The 17,263-nt window shown below is 66.0% G+C and carries 8 protein-coding genes and 1 pseudogene; 5 read left to right on the top strand and 4 right to left on the bottom strand.

Features of this window, described 5'->3' with window-relative positions:
- Positions 1-17: 17 nt before the first annotated feature.
- The 3 genes from OH799_RS03690 to OH799_RS03680 form a co-directional block, all read right to left on the bottom strand.
- A complete protein-coding gene (locus OH799_RS03690; RefSeq protein ID WP_406275711.1) occupies positions 18-2,408 on the bottom strand; it encodes an ATP-binding cassette domain-containing protein in 2,391 nt (796 codons plus the stop codon).
- A 301-nt stretch (positions 2,409-2,709) separates the two neighbouring features.
- Positions 2,710-3,120: a VOC family protein gene (locus tag OH799_RS03685; protein WP_406275708.1), complete on the bottom strand. Its 411-nt coding sequence runs from the start codon at positions 3,118-3,120 to the stop codon at positions 2,710-2,712.
- Between the two features lie 5 nt (positions 3,121-3,125).
- Positions 3,126-3,575, bottom strand: coding sequence for a helix-turn-helix transcriptional regulator (locus OH799_RS03680; RefSeq protein WP_406275705.1), 450 nt, complete (start codon positions 3,573-3,575; stop codon positions 3,126-3,128).
- A 219-nt stretch (positions 3,576-3,794) separates the two neighbouring features.
- On the opposite strand from OH799_RS03680, the gene OH799_RS03675 reads away from it, so the two are divergent.
- On the top strand, positions 3,795-12,317 hold the full coding sequence (locus OH799_RS03675; RefSeq protein ID WP_406275702.1) for an amino acid adenylation domain-containing protein: 8,523 nt from the start codon (positions 3,795-3,797) through the stop codon (positions 12,315-12,317).
- Between the two features lie 37 nt (positions 12,318-12,354).
- Positions 12,355-12,900, top strand: coding sequence for a hypothetical protein (locus OH799_RS03670; protein WP_406282941.1), 546 nt, complete (start codon positions 12,355-12,357; stop codon positions 12,898-12,900).
- 66 nt (positions 12,901-12,966) lie between these two features.
- Here the strand turns inward: OH799_RS03670 and OH799_RS03665 are convergent.
- Positions 12,967-13,068 (bottom strand): annotated as a pseudogene (locus tag OH799_RS03665) (4-hydroxy-2-oxovalerate aldolase); the annotation flags it as partial.
- A 236-nt stretch (positions 13,069-13,304) separates the two neighbouring features.
- Here OH799_RS03665 and OH799_RS03660 point away from each other — a divergent pair.
- Genes OH799_RS03660 through OH799_RS03650 form a run of 3 tightly spaced genes read left to right on the top strand, consistent with a single transcriptional unit; the run spans position 13,305 to position 17,194 of the window.
- Positions 13,305-14,135 carry an alpha/beta fold hydrolase gene (locus OH799_RS03660; protein WP_406275699.1) on the top strand — a complete coding sequence of 277 codons (831 nt, stop codon included), beginning with the start codon at positions 13,305-13,307 and terminating at the stop codon, positions 14,133-14,135.
- Positions 14,122-15,966 (top strand): non-ribosomal peptide synthetase, encoded by a 1,845-nt coding sequence (locus OH799_RS03655; protein ID WP_406275696.1) that lies wholly within the window; start codon positions 14,122-14,124, stop codon positions 15,964-15,966. The genes OH799_RS03660 and OH799_RS03655 overlap by 14 nt, the downstream gene beginning before the upstream one ends.
- 7 nt (positions 15,967-15,973) lie before the next feature.
- Positions 15,974-17,194 (top strand): cytochrome P450, encoded by a 1,221-nt coding sequence (locus OH799_RS03650; RefSeq protein WP_406275693.1) that lies wholly within the window; start codon positions 15,974-15,976, stop codon positions 17,192-17,194.
- Positions 17,195-17,263 lie beyond the last annotated feature (69 nt).

Genomic DNA, 17,263 nt, shown 5'->3' with positions numbered 1-17,263 from the left:
TCCCTCGCGGGAGTCGGTCAGGTGCCGACGTAGGCCGCAAGGTGCTCGCCGGTGAGCGTGGAGCGGGCAGCGACGAGGTCGGCGGGGGTGCCCTCGAAGACGATCCGGCCGCCGTCGTGGCCGGCGCCGGGTCCGAGGTCGATGATCCAATCGGCGTGCGCCATGACCGCCTGGTGGTGCTCGATGACGACGACCGACTTGCCGGAGTCGACGAGCCGGTCGAGCAGGCCGAGCAGCTGCTCGACGTCGGCGAGGTGCAGGCCGGTGGTCGGCTCGTCGAGGACGTAGACGCCGCCCTTCTCGGCCATGTGGGTGGCCAGCTTGAGCCGCTGTCGCTCGCCGCCGGACAGCGTAGTGAGCGGCTGGCCGAGGCTGAGGTAGCCGAGGCCGACATCGGCGAGCCGGTCGAGAATGGCGTGCGCGGCCGGAATGCGCGCCTCGCCGGCGCCGAAGAACTCCTCGGCCTCGGCCACCGACATCGCGAGCACCTCGCTGATGTCGCGGCCGCCGAGGTGGTAGTCCAGCACCGATGCTTGGAATCGCTTCCCCTCGCACTCCTCGCAGACCGTGGCGACGCCGGCCATCATCGCCAGGTCGGTGTAGACGACGCCGGCGCCGTTGCAGTTGGGGCAGGCGCCCTCGGAGTTGGCGCTGAACAGCGCAGGCTTCACGCCGTTGGCCTTCGCGAACGCCTTGCGGATCGGGTCGAGCAGACCGGTGTAGGTGGCCGGGTTGCTGCGCCGCGAGCCGCGGATGGGTGCCTGATCGACCGACACCACACCCTCCGAAGCGGGGATGGAGCCGTGGATCAGCGAGCTCTTGCCGGAGCCGGCGACGCCGGTGACAACGCAGAGCACCCCGAGCGGGATGTCGACGTCGACGTTCTGGAGGTTGTGCGTGGTCGCGCCGCGAACTTCCAATGTGCCGGTGGACTTTCGCATCTTGTCCTTGAGCGAGGCCCGGTCGTCGAAATGGCGGCCGGTGACGGTGCCGCTGGCCCGCAACCCCTCGAGGGTCCCCTCGAAGCAAACGGTGCCGCCCGCCGTACCGGCACCGGGGCCGAGGTCGACGACGTGGTCGGCGATCGCGATCGCCTCCGGCTTGTGCTCGACGACGAGCACCGTGTTGCCCTTGTCGCGCAGCCGCAGAAGTAGCTCGTTCATCCGCTGAATGTCATGGGGGTGCAGTCCGATGGTGGGCTCATCGAAGACGTAGGTGACGTCGGTAAGCGAGGAGCCGAGGTGGCGGATCATCTTGACGCGCTGAGCCTCGCCGCCCGACAGCGTGCCCGACGACCGGTCGAGCGAGAGGTAACCGAGTCCGATCTCCACGAACGAGTCGAGGGTGTGCCGCAGCGCGGCGAGCAGTGGTGCCACCGACGGCTCATCAAGGCCGCTGACCCATTCGGCCAGGTCGCTGATCTGCATCGCGCATGCTTCGGCGATGTTCATCCCCTTGATCTTCGACGAGCGGGCAGCCTCGCTGAGCCGGGTACCACCACACTCGGGGCAAGTGGTGAACGTGACCGCCCGGTCCACGAACGCCCGGATATGCGGCTGCATCGCCTCCTTGTCCTTGGCGAGCATCGACTTCTGAACCCGCGGGATCAGCCCCTCATAGGTCATGTTGATGCCCGCGATCTTCATCCTGGTCGGCTCGCGGTAGAGGAAGTCGTCCAGCTCCTTCTTCGTGTATTCGCGGATCGGCTTGTTCGGGTCGATGAAGCCCGACTCCTTGTAGAGCCGCATGTTCCAGCCGCCCGCGTTGTAGCCGGGAACGGTGATCGCGCCCTCGGCAAGCGACTTGGAGTCGTCGAAGAGCTGGGCGAGGTCGATATCGGACACCGCGCCCCGGCCCTCGCAGGACGGACACATGCCGCCGGTGATGCTGAAGCTGCGACGCTCCTTCACTGTCCGCCCGGCACGCTCCAGAGTGACCGCGCCCGCGCCACTGACCGAGGCGACGTTGAAGGAGAACGCCTGAGGTGAGCCGATGTGCGGCTGCCCGAGTCGGCTGAAGAGGATGCGCAGCATCGCGTTGGCGTCGGTGGCGGTGCCGACCGTGGAGCGGGGGTCGGCACCCATCCGCTGCTGGTCGACGATGATCGCGGTCGTCAGCCCGTCGAGTACATCGACTTCAGGCCGGGCCAGCGTCGGCATGAAGCCCTGCACAAAGGCGCTGTAGGTCTCGTTGATCAGCCGCTGCGACTCCGCGGCGATCGTGCCGAACACCAGGGAACTCTTACCCGAGCCGGAGACGCCGGTGAACACTGTCAGCCGGCGCTTCGGGATTTCGATGCTGACGTCCTGGAGATTGTTCACGCGTGCGCCGTGTACACGGATCAGATCGTGACTGTCGGCAACATGCAGCGCGGGCGACTGCGTGCCCTTCCTCGTGGCCGTGCTCATCGTGTCTCCATCTGTTACGCGGGGCCGCCTTCGCGGTCGCCGTCGGCATCGCCTGGCTTGATCTAACCAGCTTCGAGCAGTACGTCTGGTTCGCCTTCGCATCGGCCCGCGGAGCTACTAGGCCACGGCCGCGGCGTGCCCGCCGAGGCGTCGGACCAACCGCCGGCCGCCGCGCCTCAGCTTCCCGGTCGGACATCTCGCTCACCTCGCGTCAGGGCCTGGATGCGGCGGGGAGATGGGGAACCATCAGCAGCGCCGCGCCGTCCCAGTCGAAGGACAGCTATTACCAGGTACGGACGGCTCAGCGCAGCTCCTGGATGCGGACCAGGTTGCCCGCGGGATCGCGGACGGCGCAGTCGCGAACCCCGTACGGCTGCTCGGTCGGCTCTTGGACGACGTCGGCATCGCCGGCCTGCAGCCGCTCGAAGGTGCCGTCGAGGTCCTTGGTGGCCAGGAGGATGCCTGCGTAGGTGCCCTTGGCCATCATCTCGACGATGGTGCGGCGCTCGTCGTCGGTGATGCCGGGGTCGACGGCCGGCGGGTGCAGGACGATGGAAGTGCCGGGCTGGTCGGCGGGGCCGACCGTGAGCCAGCGCATCCCGTTGTATCCGACGTCGTTGCGAACCTCGAAGCCGAGGGTGTCGCGGTAGAAGGCCAAGGCTGCGTCCGGGTCGTCGTGCGGGAGGAAGCTCGAGTGAATGGTGATGTCCATAGCGATCAGGCTAGGTGCGGCTCGGTCGCCGGCGCTTCTCGATTCCTGATCGGTCTGGTCACCTGTTTCGCGATGCAGGACGGCATCTCCACCTTCGCGAGCGCCGCCTGGCGCCGGTAGGTGCTGGGTGGCATACCGACCAGCTCGGTGAAGCGAGTGCTGAAGGTGCCCAGCGACGCACAGCCGACCGCGAAGCAGACCTCGGTGACGCTGAGGTCGCCGCGACGCAGCAACGCCATCGCGCGCTCGATGCGCCGCGTCATCAGGTAGCCATACGGCGACTCTCCGTAGGCGCGCCGGAACTGGCGGCTGAGGTGCCCTGCCGACATATGCGCGTCGCGGGCCAGTGCCTCGACGTCCAGCGGCTGCGCGTACTCCCGGTCGATCCTGTCGCGGACGCGGCGCAACCGCGCGAGGTCGCGCAGGTGCTGCGCAGCGGCGGGTTTGCTGGTCACATGTGAGATCGTACGTCCACCGGAATCGCCTCAGCGCCCCCCACGCGTCCACCATAGCGCGACCCGATCCCGAAATGTTCGAGTGGCACATTGTTGGCAATTCAGCTTCGGCGCGCGCCGTGCCAGCTCAGAATGAAACTTGGCACCACTACAACGCAGTAGTTAACTTGTGGTAACTACCCGGGGTAGCTACGGCGCGGTCAGGATGAAGGTCTCGTCATGCAACAGTCTTCCGCTCCACCGATCGACACCGGTATCGGTCTGCCCGAGGGGGCGTTCCCGCTGTCGTCAGCGCAGCGCGGAATCTGGTTTGCTCAGCACATCGCGGGCGATATCCCGATCTCCATCGCCCAGTACGTCGACCTGGCCGGTCGGATCGACCTCGACCGGCTGGCACCGGCGGCGCGCCAGGCAGGGCGCGAGTTCGGCACCGGCTATCTGCGACTGGTAGACATTGATGGCCATCCATTCCAGTGCTTCGACCCCACTCTGGACGACAGTGCGCGGATCGTGGATTTCCGGCGTGAACCCGACCCTGTTGCCGCCGCGCACGCCTGGATGCGCGACGAATACTCGGCACCCCTCGATCTGATGAGTGATCGGCTGGTCTGCGTCGTCATGCTGCGGATCGCCGACGACCACTGGTTCCTGTACTGGCGGATTCATCACATCGTGCTGGACGGCATGGGCGTGTCGACCATGGCACAGCGTACCGGCGAGCTTTATACCGCGGCGATCGAGGGAAGACAGCCTCCCGCCGCACAAGCCGAGAACCTCAGGAAGATCGTCGACGCCGATCTGGCGTACCGCAGCTCCGACCGCTTCGCGGCCGACCGGGAGTACTGGCTCCGGCACCTCGAAGGGATGGCCGACCCGGTGAGCCTCGCGGGCCGCAACGCCAACGTCGACGCGCACCCGAGCCGCGTCGAGGGCACGCTGGCGCAGGACGCGGCGGAGTTGCTGGAGACGGTCGCGAAGGCGGCCTCCTCCGGTGTGGCACCCACGTTGGTCGCCGCGTTCGGCGCCTATCTCGCCGCGACGACCGGTGCACCAGAGGTGGTATTGAGCCTGCCGGTTTCTGCGCGCACGACGGCGATCATGCGGCGCTCCGGCGGCATGATCGCCAACGTCGTCCCGCTGCGACTCACGCTGGATCCGACCACGACCGTCGCCGAGGTGATCAGTGCCGCGCAACGCGAGCTGACCGGCGCGCTGCGGCGGCAGCGGTACCGTCAGGAGGACATCTTCCGCGACCTCGGCTGGCCGATGGATGAGGTCGCGTCGTTCGGTCCGTCGGTGAACCTGATGATGGTCGACACCAGGGTCCAGCTCGGCGCGGTCACCGGACAAGCGCATGTCTTGACCGCAGGGCTGATCGACGACCTGTATGTCAATCTGTATCCCGGTGTGGGCGGTGAGAGCACACACATCGATTTCCAGGGCAACGCGAACCTGTACAGCGACACCGAATTGGCCGCGCACCACAGCCGGTTCCTGCGGTTCCTGCACCGGTTCCTCGCTGCCGGACCGGACGCGGCGCTGTCGACGGTGCCTGTCGTGTCCGACGACGAGCTGGCCGAGCTGACACCGGCACGTGGACCGGCGGGTGTCCCGCCCCGGACGCTGCCCGAGATCCTGACCGCCGGTGCGAAGCTCGACCCTGAGGCGATCGCTGTTCGAAGCGGCGCGACCAGTCTGACCTACCGCCGGGCAGACGAATACACCAACCGACTCGCGCGCGTCCTGATCGCCTCCGGTGCCGGGCCGGAACGCAATGTGGCGATATCGATTCCGCGCTCGATCGAGTCCGAGCTCGCGATGCTCGCGGTGGCCAAGACGGGCGCCGCCTTCGTGCCGATCGACCCGACCTATCCCGCCGACCGGATCGAGCACATGGTCGGCGACAGCGGGGTCGTCGGCGGGATGACTGTGGCGGCCGCGCGAAAGTCGCTGCCGGACCAGGTGAACTGGCTGATCCTCGATGAGGAGGCGACCGGCCGGAGCATCGCCGAGCAGGACGCGGCACCGGTCGACGACACCACGCGGCGTGCCGCGGTGCACCTGGATCAGGTCGCGTACATCATCTACACCTCGGGATCGACCGGATTACCCAAAGGCGTGCTGGTCTCGCATCGGGGATTGGCAAATCTGGTCGCGAGTTCCGGTCGCCGGTTCGGCATCGGTGCCGGTTCCGTGATGGCACACGCAGTTTCGCCGAGTTTCGACATCTCGATCGAGGAGACCCTTGTCACCTTCGCCGCCGGTGCGACGCTTGCTGTCGTCCCGCCGTCGGCGTGCGCGGGCGAGGAGATGGCGGAAGTCCTCCGCGCGCAGCACGTCACCCATCTCAATGTCACGCCGGCAGTCGTGGAATCTCTCGACCCGGCGACACTACCCGACCTGCGCACCGTCATTGTCGGTGGCGACGCCTGCCCAACCGACCTGGTAACCAAGTGGTCCGACCGTGTTCTTCTCAACGGATACGGGCCCACCGAAACCACTGTCACGGTGACGTTGAGCGACGCGTTGACACCAGCCGCGCCGGTCACCATCGGTGGCCTCGTTCGCGGCGTCTCCGCGGTCGTGCTCGATCCATGGTTGCGACCAGTGGCTCCGGGCGTAATCGGTGAGCTGTATCTCGCCGGTGCCGGCGTGGCGCGCGGCTACCATCAGCGCAACAGCCTCACCGCAGGCCGATTCGTCGCGAACCCGTACGCGTACGGCGAGCGAATGTACCGCACCGGAGACTTGGCCCGCTGGACCAAGAGTTCCGGCATGTTGGAACTGGCCTACCATGGCCGCAGTGACTTCCAGGTGAAGGTGCGCGGTTTCCGTATCGAGCTCGGCGAGATCGACGCCGCCCTGCAACGACACCCGGACATCGACTTCGCGATCACCGTCGGCACCCAGACCGACTCCGGGGCCACCGTGCTCGCATCCTACGTGCTTCCCAAGCCAGGTGCCGAGGTGCATCCGGAAGCACTGAAAGCTGCTGCCGGTGAATCGCTTCCGTCCTACATGGTGCCGGCCGCGGTCGTGGTGCTGGACAGCATCCCACTGACACCGCTGGGCAAGGTGGATCGTAAGGCGCTGCCCGAACCTGATTTCGGTGCCCACGCGTACATGAGCCGACCGCCCTCGACTCCGCGCGAGGAGGTGCTGGCCGCGTTATTCGCCGAGGTTCTCGGGCTGGACTCGGTGGGCGTCGACGAGAGCTTCTTCGCACTCGGCGGCGACAGCATCGTGGCTATCCAACTGGTCTCGAGGGCGAAGAGCGCCGGGGTCGGCTTCAGCGCACGGGATGTGTTCGAGCGCAAGACCGTTGCCGCACTTGCCGCGGTGGCCGGGGAAGTGCGTGCCGAGTTGGTACACGAGCTGCCCGGCGGCGGCGTCGGTGTCGTCGAGCTCACGCCGATTGTGCACGCGATGCTGGAGCAGGGAAGTACCTGGCGCCGGTGCGGCCAGGCCGTCTTGATCGGTCTCCCGGCGGGCGTCGACCGCGCCCGGCTCGTCGCGGCCGTGCAAGCACTACTCGACCACCACGACGTGCTGCGCTGCTCTTTGCGGAACGCCGAACACGGCTGGGAATGGGTCGTCGCCGAGCCTGGTTCGGTCGAAGCAGACACTCTGGTGGATGTCGTGACAACAAGTCCCGACGTGGACCAGACCTGCGAACACGAATTGCAGCGCGCCGCCGATCTGCTCGACCCCGAGAACGGAATCGTCGCGCGCTTCGTGTTGATCGATCGAGCGGACGCCGCTCCCCTGTGCTGGCTGGTGCTGCACCACCTCGTGACCGACGGCGTCTCGTGGCGCAACCTGCTACCGGATCTGGTGACCGCGGCCATGGGCGGCGCCCTCGCTCCGGTCGGCACCTCGTTCCGACGTTGGGCGCACGGACAGCTCGAGCACGCGGCCGGACGCAGTGCCGAACTGCCCGTCTGGCAACACATCCTGACCACGCCCGATCCGCCGATCGGCACGGGCACACTGAATCCGGCCGTCGACGTCGTCGCCACCATGGCGACCTTGCAGACCACCGTCGCGTCGGACGTCGCGAACACAGTACTCACCACAGCGCCGGACCGGTTCCACTGCAGCGCCGACGATGTGCTGCTAGCCGGGCTTGCAATGGCGGTGAGCCGCTGGCGCGACCGAAGGTCATCGCTGTTCACGCTGGAGGGCCACGGGCGCGCGGAGGCCATCCTGCCCGGCGCCGATGTCGCGCGCACGGTGGGCTGGTTCACCAGCGTGTATCCGGTGGCCGTCGATCTGACGGGCATCGACCTCGGCGACGCGTTCGCCGGCGGCCCCGCGGCGGGCACCGTGATCAAATCCACCAAGGAACAGCTGCGCGTGGTGCCGGACAAGGGCATCGGCTTCGGCTTGCTGCGCTACCTGAACGCCGAGACCGCCGACGCGCTGGTGGACGCGCCGACCCCGCAGCTCAGCTTCAACTATCTGGGCCGATCGGCAACCGGCGGCGCAACCGGAGCCTGGCTGCCACGACGCTTCGCGGCAACGCAGGATGACCGAGCGCCGTTGGCCGCGGTCGTCGACATCAATGCCGTGTTGACCGACACCGGCCTGGAAGTGACCTGGGCCTACGCTTCCCGGCTTCTCGATGCGGCCGACGTCGGAGAAGTCGCCGAACTCTGGGCGGACGCGCTGCGCGCTCTGGGGGACCACGCCAGGACCGTGGGCGCGGGCGGGCACACGCCGTCCGACTTCGACCTCGTCCCGGTGACCCAGCGGCAGATCGACGCGTGGGAGCGCACCTATCCGAATCTTGCCGATATATGGCCGCTCTCGCCCCTGCAGTACGGCCTGTTCTTCCACGCGCTGTACGACCCCGACACCGCCGACGGCTACACGATGCAGTCGCTGCTCACCCTGGCGGGCACCGTCGACGCCACGCGATTACGCACCGCCGCACAGGCAGTGGTGGCACGACACGACAACCTACGGGTCGCCTTCGCGGAAACCGACGACGGGCCCCGCCAACTCGTCCTGACCGACGCCGACATCCGCTGGCAGGAGATCGACCTCACCGGAGTAGCCGATGCCGGGGAGCGGCAGCGGGAGCTCGACCGGGTGATCGCCCTGGACGCGAGGACCCGATTCGAGCTGACCTGTCCTCCGCTGGTGCGTTGCACGCTCGTGCGTACCGCCACCGACCGGTACCGGTTCGTGCTGACCAATCATCACCTTGTGCTGGACGGCTGGTCGACGCCGCTGCTGGTGCGCGAGTTACTGACGCTGTATGTCACCTCGGGCGACGCCTCCACGCTGCCGTCCGCGCACTCCTACCGCAGGTTTCTGTCCTGGCTGCGCGAGCAAGACTATGCCGCGTCGACCGCCGCATGGGCGCAATACCTGGCCGGCATCGACACCCCCACACGAGCAGTCCCGACACTGGCCGGGATGGGCTCGATCGAGAGCGCGATGGTGTCGGCCGACCTGTCCCAGGACACGGCCGACCGATTGGAAACGGTCGCGCGCGATTCAGACACCACAGTCAATACGATTGTGCAGGCAGGCTGGGCGATGCTGCTGGCAATGCTCACCGGCCGAACCGATGTGGTGTTCGGCGCAACGGTGTCCGGTAGGCCACCGGCACTGGCCGGTGTCGAAGAAATGGTCGGGCTGTTCATCAATACGCTGCCGGTGCGCGTGCGGCTCGATCCCACCGAGAAGGTGGTCGACCTTCTGGCCCGCCTGCAGAGCGAGCAGGCGCGGCTGATGGACCACCAACATGTCGGGCTCACCGCCATCCATCAGGCCGTGGGCCTCGCCGAATTGTTCGACACGCTCACCGTTTTCGAGTCCTACCCGATCGACCGGGAAGCGTTGTCGAAGCCGCTCGACATCGCGGGGATGCGGGTGATCGACGTCGAAGGCGCCGACGCAACACCATATCCGCTGAACCTGATGGTTGTTCCACTCCGCGGCAGCGATGGGCACAACACGCTGCGGATCACCCTGAAGTTCCTGGCCGACCAGCTGGACCCCGCGGCAGCCGGGCCCATGCTCGATCGCTTCGTTTGGTTGCTGACACAGCTCGTCGGCAACCCACGCGCCCTGGTGTCCCAGCTGCAGTACTGCGACGACGAGGAACGCGCTGCCCTGTTGCCCGTTCGCGGACCGGAGCCCGTGTCACCCCAGACCCTTCCTGAGATTTTCTGCGCCGGAGCGCAGATCGACCGCGACGCCATCGCGGTGAGCGCGGGCGAACTGACGGTCTCCTACGGCGAAATCGACGCCTGGTCCAACCGCCTCGCCCGAGTCCTGCTACGCCGAGGTGTCCGACGGGAGGTGTCCGTCGTGCTCGCCCTCACTCGGTCGCTGGAATCAGTGGTGGCGGTGTGGGCGCTGGCCAAGACGGGCGCGGCCTTCGCACCACTGGATCCCCACTATCCGGTCGAGCGGATCGAGCACATGCTCACCGACTCGAAGGCGCCGATCGGCGTGACTGTCACGGTGATCGGCGAGACCTTGCCGGACACCATCGACTGGCTGCTGCTCGATGACCTCGAGACGATTCGACGCGTCAGGACGGCCTCCGATGCGCCCATCACCGACGAGGAGCGCGGCGGCCCCATTCATATCGATCAGACGGCCTACCTGATCTACACTTCGGGCTCCGCCGGCAAGCCGAAAGCTGTGCTGCTCAGCCATCGTGGCGTGGCGAATCTGGTAGCGGCCCAACAGGAGTCACTCGGTCTGGATCCGACGGCCTGCACGCTGCATGTGGCCTCACCGAGCTTCGACGCGTCGGTCTCCGAGCTGCTGGCCGCGCATGGGGCCGGCGGCAGGCTCGTGGTCTCGCCGCCGGATGTCTACGGTGGCCCCGACCTGGATCGGCTGCTGCGCACCGAAGGGGTCACCCACGCGGTGGTCACGCCATCGGCGCTGGCGACGATGGACCCCACCGGCCTCGACCACCTGCGGGTGCTCGCTGTGGCAGGCGAGGCCGCGACGCCGGAATTGATCGAGCGGTGGTCGACCGGGCGGCGAATGGTGAACCTGTACGGTCCGACGGAGTTCAGCATTTGGGCGACCGGGCCCGCGGAACTCGTCGCCGGCGAACTGATCACCATCGGCGGGCCGATCCGCGGTGCCGCCGGTATGGTGCTCGATACCTGGCTGCGCCCGGTGCCGGTCGGCGTCGCGGGTGAACTGTATCTGGCCGGTCCCGCGCTCGCACGCGGCTACTTCAACCGATTCGAGATGACCGCGGGTCGATTCGTCGCCGATCCCTACGGCGAGCCGGGCGAGCGGATGTATCGCACCGGCGACATGGTGCGCTGGGTCCCCGGGCACGGCGGCGCGTACGAGCTGGAGTACCTGGACCGCAGCGACTTCCAGGTCAAGATCCGCGGCCTACGGATCGAACTCGGCGAGATCGATACCGTGCTGTCCCGCGACGAACAGGTCGAATATGCGGTGACGATCGGCCGCGCCGGACCGGCAGGGGCGACTGTGCTGGTGTCATATGTATTGCCCGCCCAGGGCGTCGAGCTCGACATCGCACATTTGCGCGCCGTCGCAGCCGATACCCTGCCCGCGTATATGGTTCCGTCCGCCTTCGTCGTGCTGGATGCGATCCCGCTCAACGCGGTCGGCAAGCTCGATCGGGCAGCGCTGCCGACACCGGAATTCACGGCCGAGCAGACCGAGTACCGAGCACCCTCGACACCGACCGAGGAAATTCTCGCCGCCATCTACGCGGATCTGCTCGGTCTCGATAAGGTCGGTGCCGACGATTCCTTCTTCGCCCTCGGCGGAGACAGTATCATCACCATCCAGCTCGTTTCCAGGGCAAGGCATCAGGGCATCAACTGCACCCCGCTGCAGGTGTTCGAGCACCACACCGTCGCCGCACTAGCCGCGGCCGCCGACACCGCAGCCCGCGCCTTCGACCCCGTACCCGGCGGGCTCGGGCTCGACGTAGTGTTGCCGATCCGGCTCGGCGGCACCGAACCAGCGCTGTTCTGCATCCACCCGTCGTCCGGACTGTCATGGAGCTACCTGGGATTCGCGGACACACTGGGACCGGGTAGACCAATCTATGGACTGCAGGCACCGGACCGGGGGGGCCACGAAGCACCGGCACGCTCGATCGAGGAGTTCGCCGATCGGTACATCCGCGAGATCCGCGCCGTGCAGCCCACCGGGCCGTACCACCTGCTCGGGTGGTCGTTCGGCGGACTCATCGCGCACGCGATGGCGGCGAAGCTGAAGAACGCCGGCGATCCCGTCGGCGTCCTCACGCTGCTGGACACCGATACCGCTGACATCGATGGTGACAGCATCGAGTGGCTCAGCGCGGGCGCCTTCGTCAATACTTTCGGCCCGATCTTCGGTATTCACGATGTGCCTGCTGAGGCGTCCGCACAGGAGGCCGCCGATCTGCTTCGTGCACGGCTGGGCGGTTTTTCGCTCTTCGACTCAGGCACCATCGAGCGGATGGCCCGGTCGTACAACGCAGGGATGCAGGCCAGAACGGGATACCAGCGTCCCGTATTCGACGGCGATATCGTGTATTTCAGCGCTACCGTCGACACCTCGGACATCTTCGGTCCGGCCGGCTGGCGGCGCTATGTTACCGGCGAAATCATCAACCACGACATCGACGTCACCCACGACGAACTGACCGCCCCACACGTGCTGCCGATCATCGCGCGCATACTGGACGAACATTTGGCAGGTCGAGGACGAGTTCCGAACAAGGAGTCGTAGACGCCACGAGGCGGGACTGGACGGTATCGTGCATGGTGTGGCGGACCGGGGGATCGAATTCAAGCCGGATGCGGATGACCCTAAGCGGGTAAAGCTGACCAGGGGCTTACCAAAAGGGGTTTCACGGGCAGAGATTACCTTTCGTGTAGAAGGCGGCCTCAGAAGCACGCGGGTGGTACGACGTTCCGAAGCGGAGTTCGCGCATCTTCGGACTGCCGTCGACAACGTGTACGAAGGCCCGTGGGGCGAAGCGAAACGACTGTCGCTGACGGAAGCCGGACGCTACATAGCTCACGCCCAAGAACGAATAATGCTGAGGGAAAACGAGGTCCGTCATAGGCGAGAGTCCGTTGACCTGACTTGCCCATGGTGTGAACGGCAACGGACCTACATCGGCGTTCTCGGTTTCATCACCGGACATACCGGCCTGATGTCCGACCATCCGAGTGAGTGGGGCCAGCAGGTTGTCGAACAACACGCCTACCGATGCGATCAGTGCGGCTCCATGATGTTCTTCGCCGACGGTTTCCTGGCCCATCCCTTGCCGGGCCGGACGACCATCGACGAGCGCACTCCCGATTGACTCGGCGGCGTTACCATTCGTGTCGTCGACCTGGGCGACTAATTCCCGCTGATGGGGCCTCGCGGTACTCACATCGGCCTCGGTGCAGTGGGTGGCCACGCGCACCGACCGGACGCCCGGCCGGTAGGCGTGCTCGAGTTCTTTGATGGTGCCGATGCCGGCAACCATCTGGACGACGGTCGTTGTCGGTAGGAGTGGGCGCAGACAGCACCCGCCTGGCAACCATCGCGCTACCCGCGAGCTGATCGCGGTGAGTTCGGCACACACATGCATAACCGATCGCCACCTCCCATCGTTGGGAATTCGAGGCCGATGGGGGCACCGCATCACTTGCTATTTTCTGCGCGGGAGTCGGCCTCGGCGCGACTCATCGGGCCCACGGACCAGGTGGTACTCACAAGCACATGTCAATAGCGATCGTCAATGGAATACGGTTGAGCTACCACATGGTCGGCGAAGGGCCGTTGGTTCTGCTGATCATGGGAAGCGGCAGTCCAGGCCGAGCGTGGCGGACCTACCAGGTGCCCGCCCTGGTACAGGCCGGATTCCGGGTCGCGACGCTCGACAACCGTGGGATCGCCCCGTCCGAGGAGAGTGCCGACGGCATCACCATCGACGATCTGGTGGCCGATTCGGCTGCATTGATTGAGTATTTGGGCACACCTGCGCATGTCGTGGGCACCTCGCTCGGTGCACTCGTGGCGCAAGAACTGGCCCTCGAGCGTCCCGAACTGATAGATCACGCGGTGATGATGGCGACAGCGGGTCGCCCGCATCCGATGCTGCTCGCGCTCAATGCCGGCGAGCGTGAACTCCATGACGAGAATGTCCGACTGCCACCCCGATACGGTGCAGCCATCAAGGCAACACTCCATCTATCACCCCACACCCTCGAAGACCCCGCAGCGGCCCAACACTGGCTCGACATGTTCGAGTTCTCGGCCTCGGCGACGGCAGCGCCCGGCGTGCGGGCGCAGCTCGGCATCGACTACTCGCGCAATCGACTCTCCGACTACACGCGGATCACTACGCCCAGCTTGATTATCGGATTCTCCGATGATCTGCTTGCGCCGCCGAAGTACTGCCGGGAAGTTGCCGCAGCGATACCTGACGCCCGCTATGTCGAAATCGACCGATGCGGCCACCTCGGCTACCTCGAGCGGCCCGAGGAAGTCAATCGCGTGGTGATCGACTTCCTATTCGGCCGGACACATCAGGATCATGATCGCCCGTAACCCCCAGGCTATTCCCATTGCTGGTGGTGATGTAATGCGCCAGGCTAGTCCCTCGCTTACAGTCACGACCGTGCAAACACCTGATGAGGTGCCGCTCCAACCACCGAATCGGACCTGGTTGCAACGGCTGGACGAACGAGCTTTCGGTGTGGCGCACGAGGTTGCGCTGACAAGTAGCCAGTTAACGCTGACATACCAAGATCTAGATCACTGGATCGGTCGAATCTGCCGGAAATTGACCGAAGTCGGTGTCGCCAAATCGGATTCGGTTGCCGTAGTGGTCCCATACCGACGCGATGCCCACACGACCGCAGCGATGTTGGCGATCTGGCGACTCGGCGCGGTATACGTGCCACTCGCCGCGGATCAGCCCCCGGAACGAAAACGATCGATGCTCGCGGTTTGCGCGGTTCGGGTAGCGCTGCTGGTGCCGGGACATCCACCGCCGGTGCTGCCGGAAGAGCTCGTCACGGTGCCGATCCCGCCGCCCGAATCCGCCGACACCACAACACAGGTTCTCCCGACGTACCCGGCCATCGACCCGGAAGACCTCGCCTATGTGATCTTCACCTCCGGCTCCTCGGGCGCGCCGAAAGGTGTCGCCGTGCCGCATCGAGGCATCTCAGCCATGGCGGACGCCACCGCGGCGGCACTCGAACTCCGACCCGGCGCACGCATGCTGCAATTCGCACCGGCTTCCTTCGATGCCTCGATCGCGGAAATCACCTCGACGCTCGGCGCAGGTGCAACGGCGGTATTCGCCGCGCACGATCAGCTGATCGACGGGGTAGGGATCGCCGAAGTCATTGTCGCGGAACGCATCAGCCACGCGATCATGGTGCCATCCGTGCTCGCGGCGATACCGGAGCACCGGATGCCACCTGGACTGCGACTCATCATCGCGGGCGAGTCGGCGAGCTCGGCCGTGGTCGAGGAATGGACCGTACGGCACCATCTCATCAATTCCTATGGCCCGACCGAAACCACCGTGTGCGCCACAATCAGCGATCCGCTGGTCGGTTCGCGGCTGCCCATCCCGATCGGCCGCGCCATCGAGGGCACCACTCTGCGGATCGTCAGCGACGATGGCGCCGGCTCGGAGCCTGGTGCCGCAGGCGAGCTGTGGATCGGAGGGCTCGGGGTGGCGCGCGGATACGTGGGATCGACACTGGAGACAGCCGCCGCGTTCGTCGACGACCCGGTGACCGGTCAAAGGTTCTATCGCTCCGGCGATCTCGTCCGGCAGCTGTCCGATGGGCAGCTCGAATTTCTCGGGCGGATGGACCGGCGCATCAAGTTGCGCGGTCGTCGCATCGAGCCGGGCGAAATCGAAACCATCGCGCTGCGCTGCCCCGGTGTCCGCCAGTCGGCGGTGGTAGCAACCGACACCCAACTGGTCTGCTGTGTCGTGGTCGACGGTGCGACCAGTGCGAGCGAGATCCGAGGTTTCCTTGCCGAACACCTGCCCGGCCATCTGCTGCCCGATCGCGTCGAGGCTCTGATCCAAATGCCGCGTACGCCACACGGAAAGATCGATTATAATGCCGTGGCAGAATCGGTCCGACGGCCCGGCTCGAGTCGCACCGCGCCGGAGACGATGACACCGATGGAGCGGAGGCTGTGCGAACTGTTCGCGGAAACCCTGAGCCTGCCCGAGTTTCACCCCGCAGAAAGCTTCTTCGATCTCGGCGGCGAATCCATGGAAGCCGCGAAGCTCGCCCGACGGATCCGCACCGTCCTCGGTGTGGAGATGACGATGCGCATGTTGCTCGATGCCCCATCGCCCGCGCAATTGGCCCCGCTGCTGCCGATTTCGGAATCGGGTTGGTGACCAGAGGATGACCACGCTGTTCCGGTCGACGAGCCAGGATGACATGCAGGTGTGGGATCTCACCGAACCGACAACACACTTGCGAGCGGATATAGCGGAATTCTGGCGCAACCGACGCCGTCGGCAGCCTGTCTTCTGGCACGACGGTGCGCCCGACCACCCCGGATTCTGGGTTGTCTGCGGCTACGACCCCGCGGTGACCATTTACCGCGACAGCAAACGGTTCACCTCGCAACGGGGTAACGTCTTGCTCACCTTGCTGGCGGGCCGGGACAATGCGGCGGGCAAAATGCTCGCAGTGACGGACCCGCCCCGGCACACCCGGTTACGTCGCCTGATGACAGCGGCGCTGACACGAACCGCGGTGCGCGCGCTGGCACCCCGCATTCAGGAACGCACCAGGCGATTGCTGGCCGAGTGGTCGGGTTCGGGCAGTTTCGATTTCGCGGAAGAGATCGCCTCCCGTATCCCGATCTGGACCATCTGCGATCTGCTCGGCATTCCGGACAGCGAACACGACGTGCTGGTCTCGTTGACCAAGCAGGCCCTCAGCTCCGCAGACGCCGCGCAGTCGGCTGTCGCGGCTTCGGCAGCGCGCCAGGAGATATTGCTCTGTCTGCTCGACCAGGTGGAAACCCAGCGGCGACAACCGGCGAACGGCCTGATCACCGCACTAATCGGCGAGGAATTCGAGGATGCGCCGCTGTCGGACGACCAGATCGTCACCAATTGCTACAGCATCATTCTCGGTGGCGACGAGACGAGCCGGCTTACGATGATCAACGCGGTATACGCGTTCGCCGGAGATCCGCGACTGTGGGATCGATTCAAGGAAGCCGACGACCTAGGCACCGCGGTCGAAGAGATCATCAGATGCTTCGCCCCCACAATGCATTTCGGACGGGTTGCGAACACCGACGTGGAGATACACGGCGCGCAGATCACGGCGGGAGAAATCGTCACGATGTGGAATGTCTCCGCGAACCGGGACGAGACCCGATTCTCCGATCCCGATGCGGTGTTGTTCGATCGAAAGCCCAATCCCCATCTGGCATTCGGGTACGGCGCCCACTTTTGCGTCGGCGCACACCTGGCCCGCTTGGAGATTGCCATCGTGCTGGACGAGATGCGGCGCTCAGCCCGAACCGTCGTCTCCAAGGGCACACCACAACCGTTGCATTCGAACTTTCTGCACGGGTATGCCACCTTGCCGATCGAGTTCGGATAGCCACGGCGTGGATTCGCCGATTCGCCGGCAACGCCTCCTCCACGCCGGCGCAGCCGTACCGCTCGGCCA

Origin of the sequence: Nocardia sp. NBC_00881 (assembly GCF_045207455.1) — a bacterium.
In the GTDB taxonomy this organism is placed as follows: domain Bacteria; phylum Actinomycetota; class Actinomycetes; order Mycobacteriales; family Mycobacteriaceae; genus Nocardia.
Note: the sequence above shows the minus strand (reverse complement) of the source record. Positions and strands in the feature narration are given on the sequence as shown.

Coding starts and splice junctions, on each gene's coding strand:
- OH799_RS03690 (WP_406275711.1), bottom strand. CDS start 2,408: ATGAGCACGGCCACGAGGAAGGGCACGCAGTCGCCCGCGCTGCATGTT.
- OH799_RS03685 (WP_406275708.1), bottom strand. CDS start 3,120: ATGGACATCACCATTCACTCGAGCTTCCTCCCGCACGACGACCCGGAC.
- OH799_RS03675 (WP_406275702.1), top strand. CDS start 3,795: ATGCAACAGTCTTCCGCTCCACCGATCGACACCGGTATCGGTCTGCCC.
- OH799_RS03660 (WP_406275699.1), top strand. CDS start 13,305: ATGTCAATAGCGATCGTCAATGGAATACGGTTGAGCTACCACATGGTC.
- OH799_RS03655 (WP_406275696.1), top strand. CDS start 14,122: ATGATCGCCCGTAACCCCCAGGCTATTCCCATTGCTGGTGGTGATGTA.
- OH799_RS03650 (WP_406275693.1), top strand. CDS start 15,974: ATGACCACGCTGTTCCGGTCGACGAGCCAGGATGACATGCAGGTGTGG.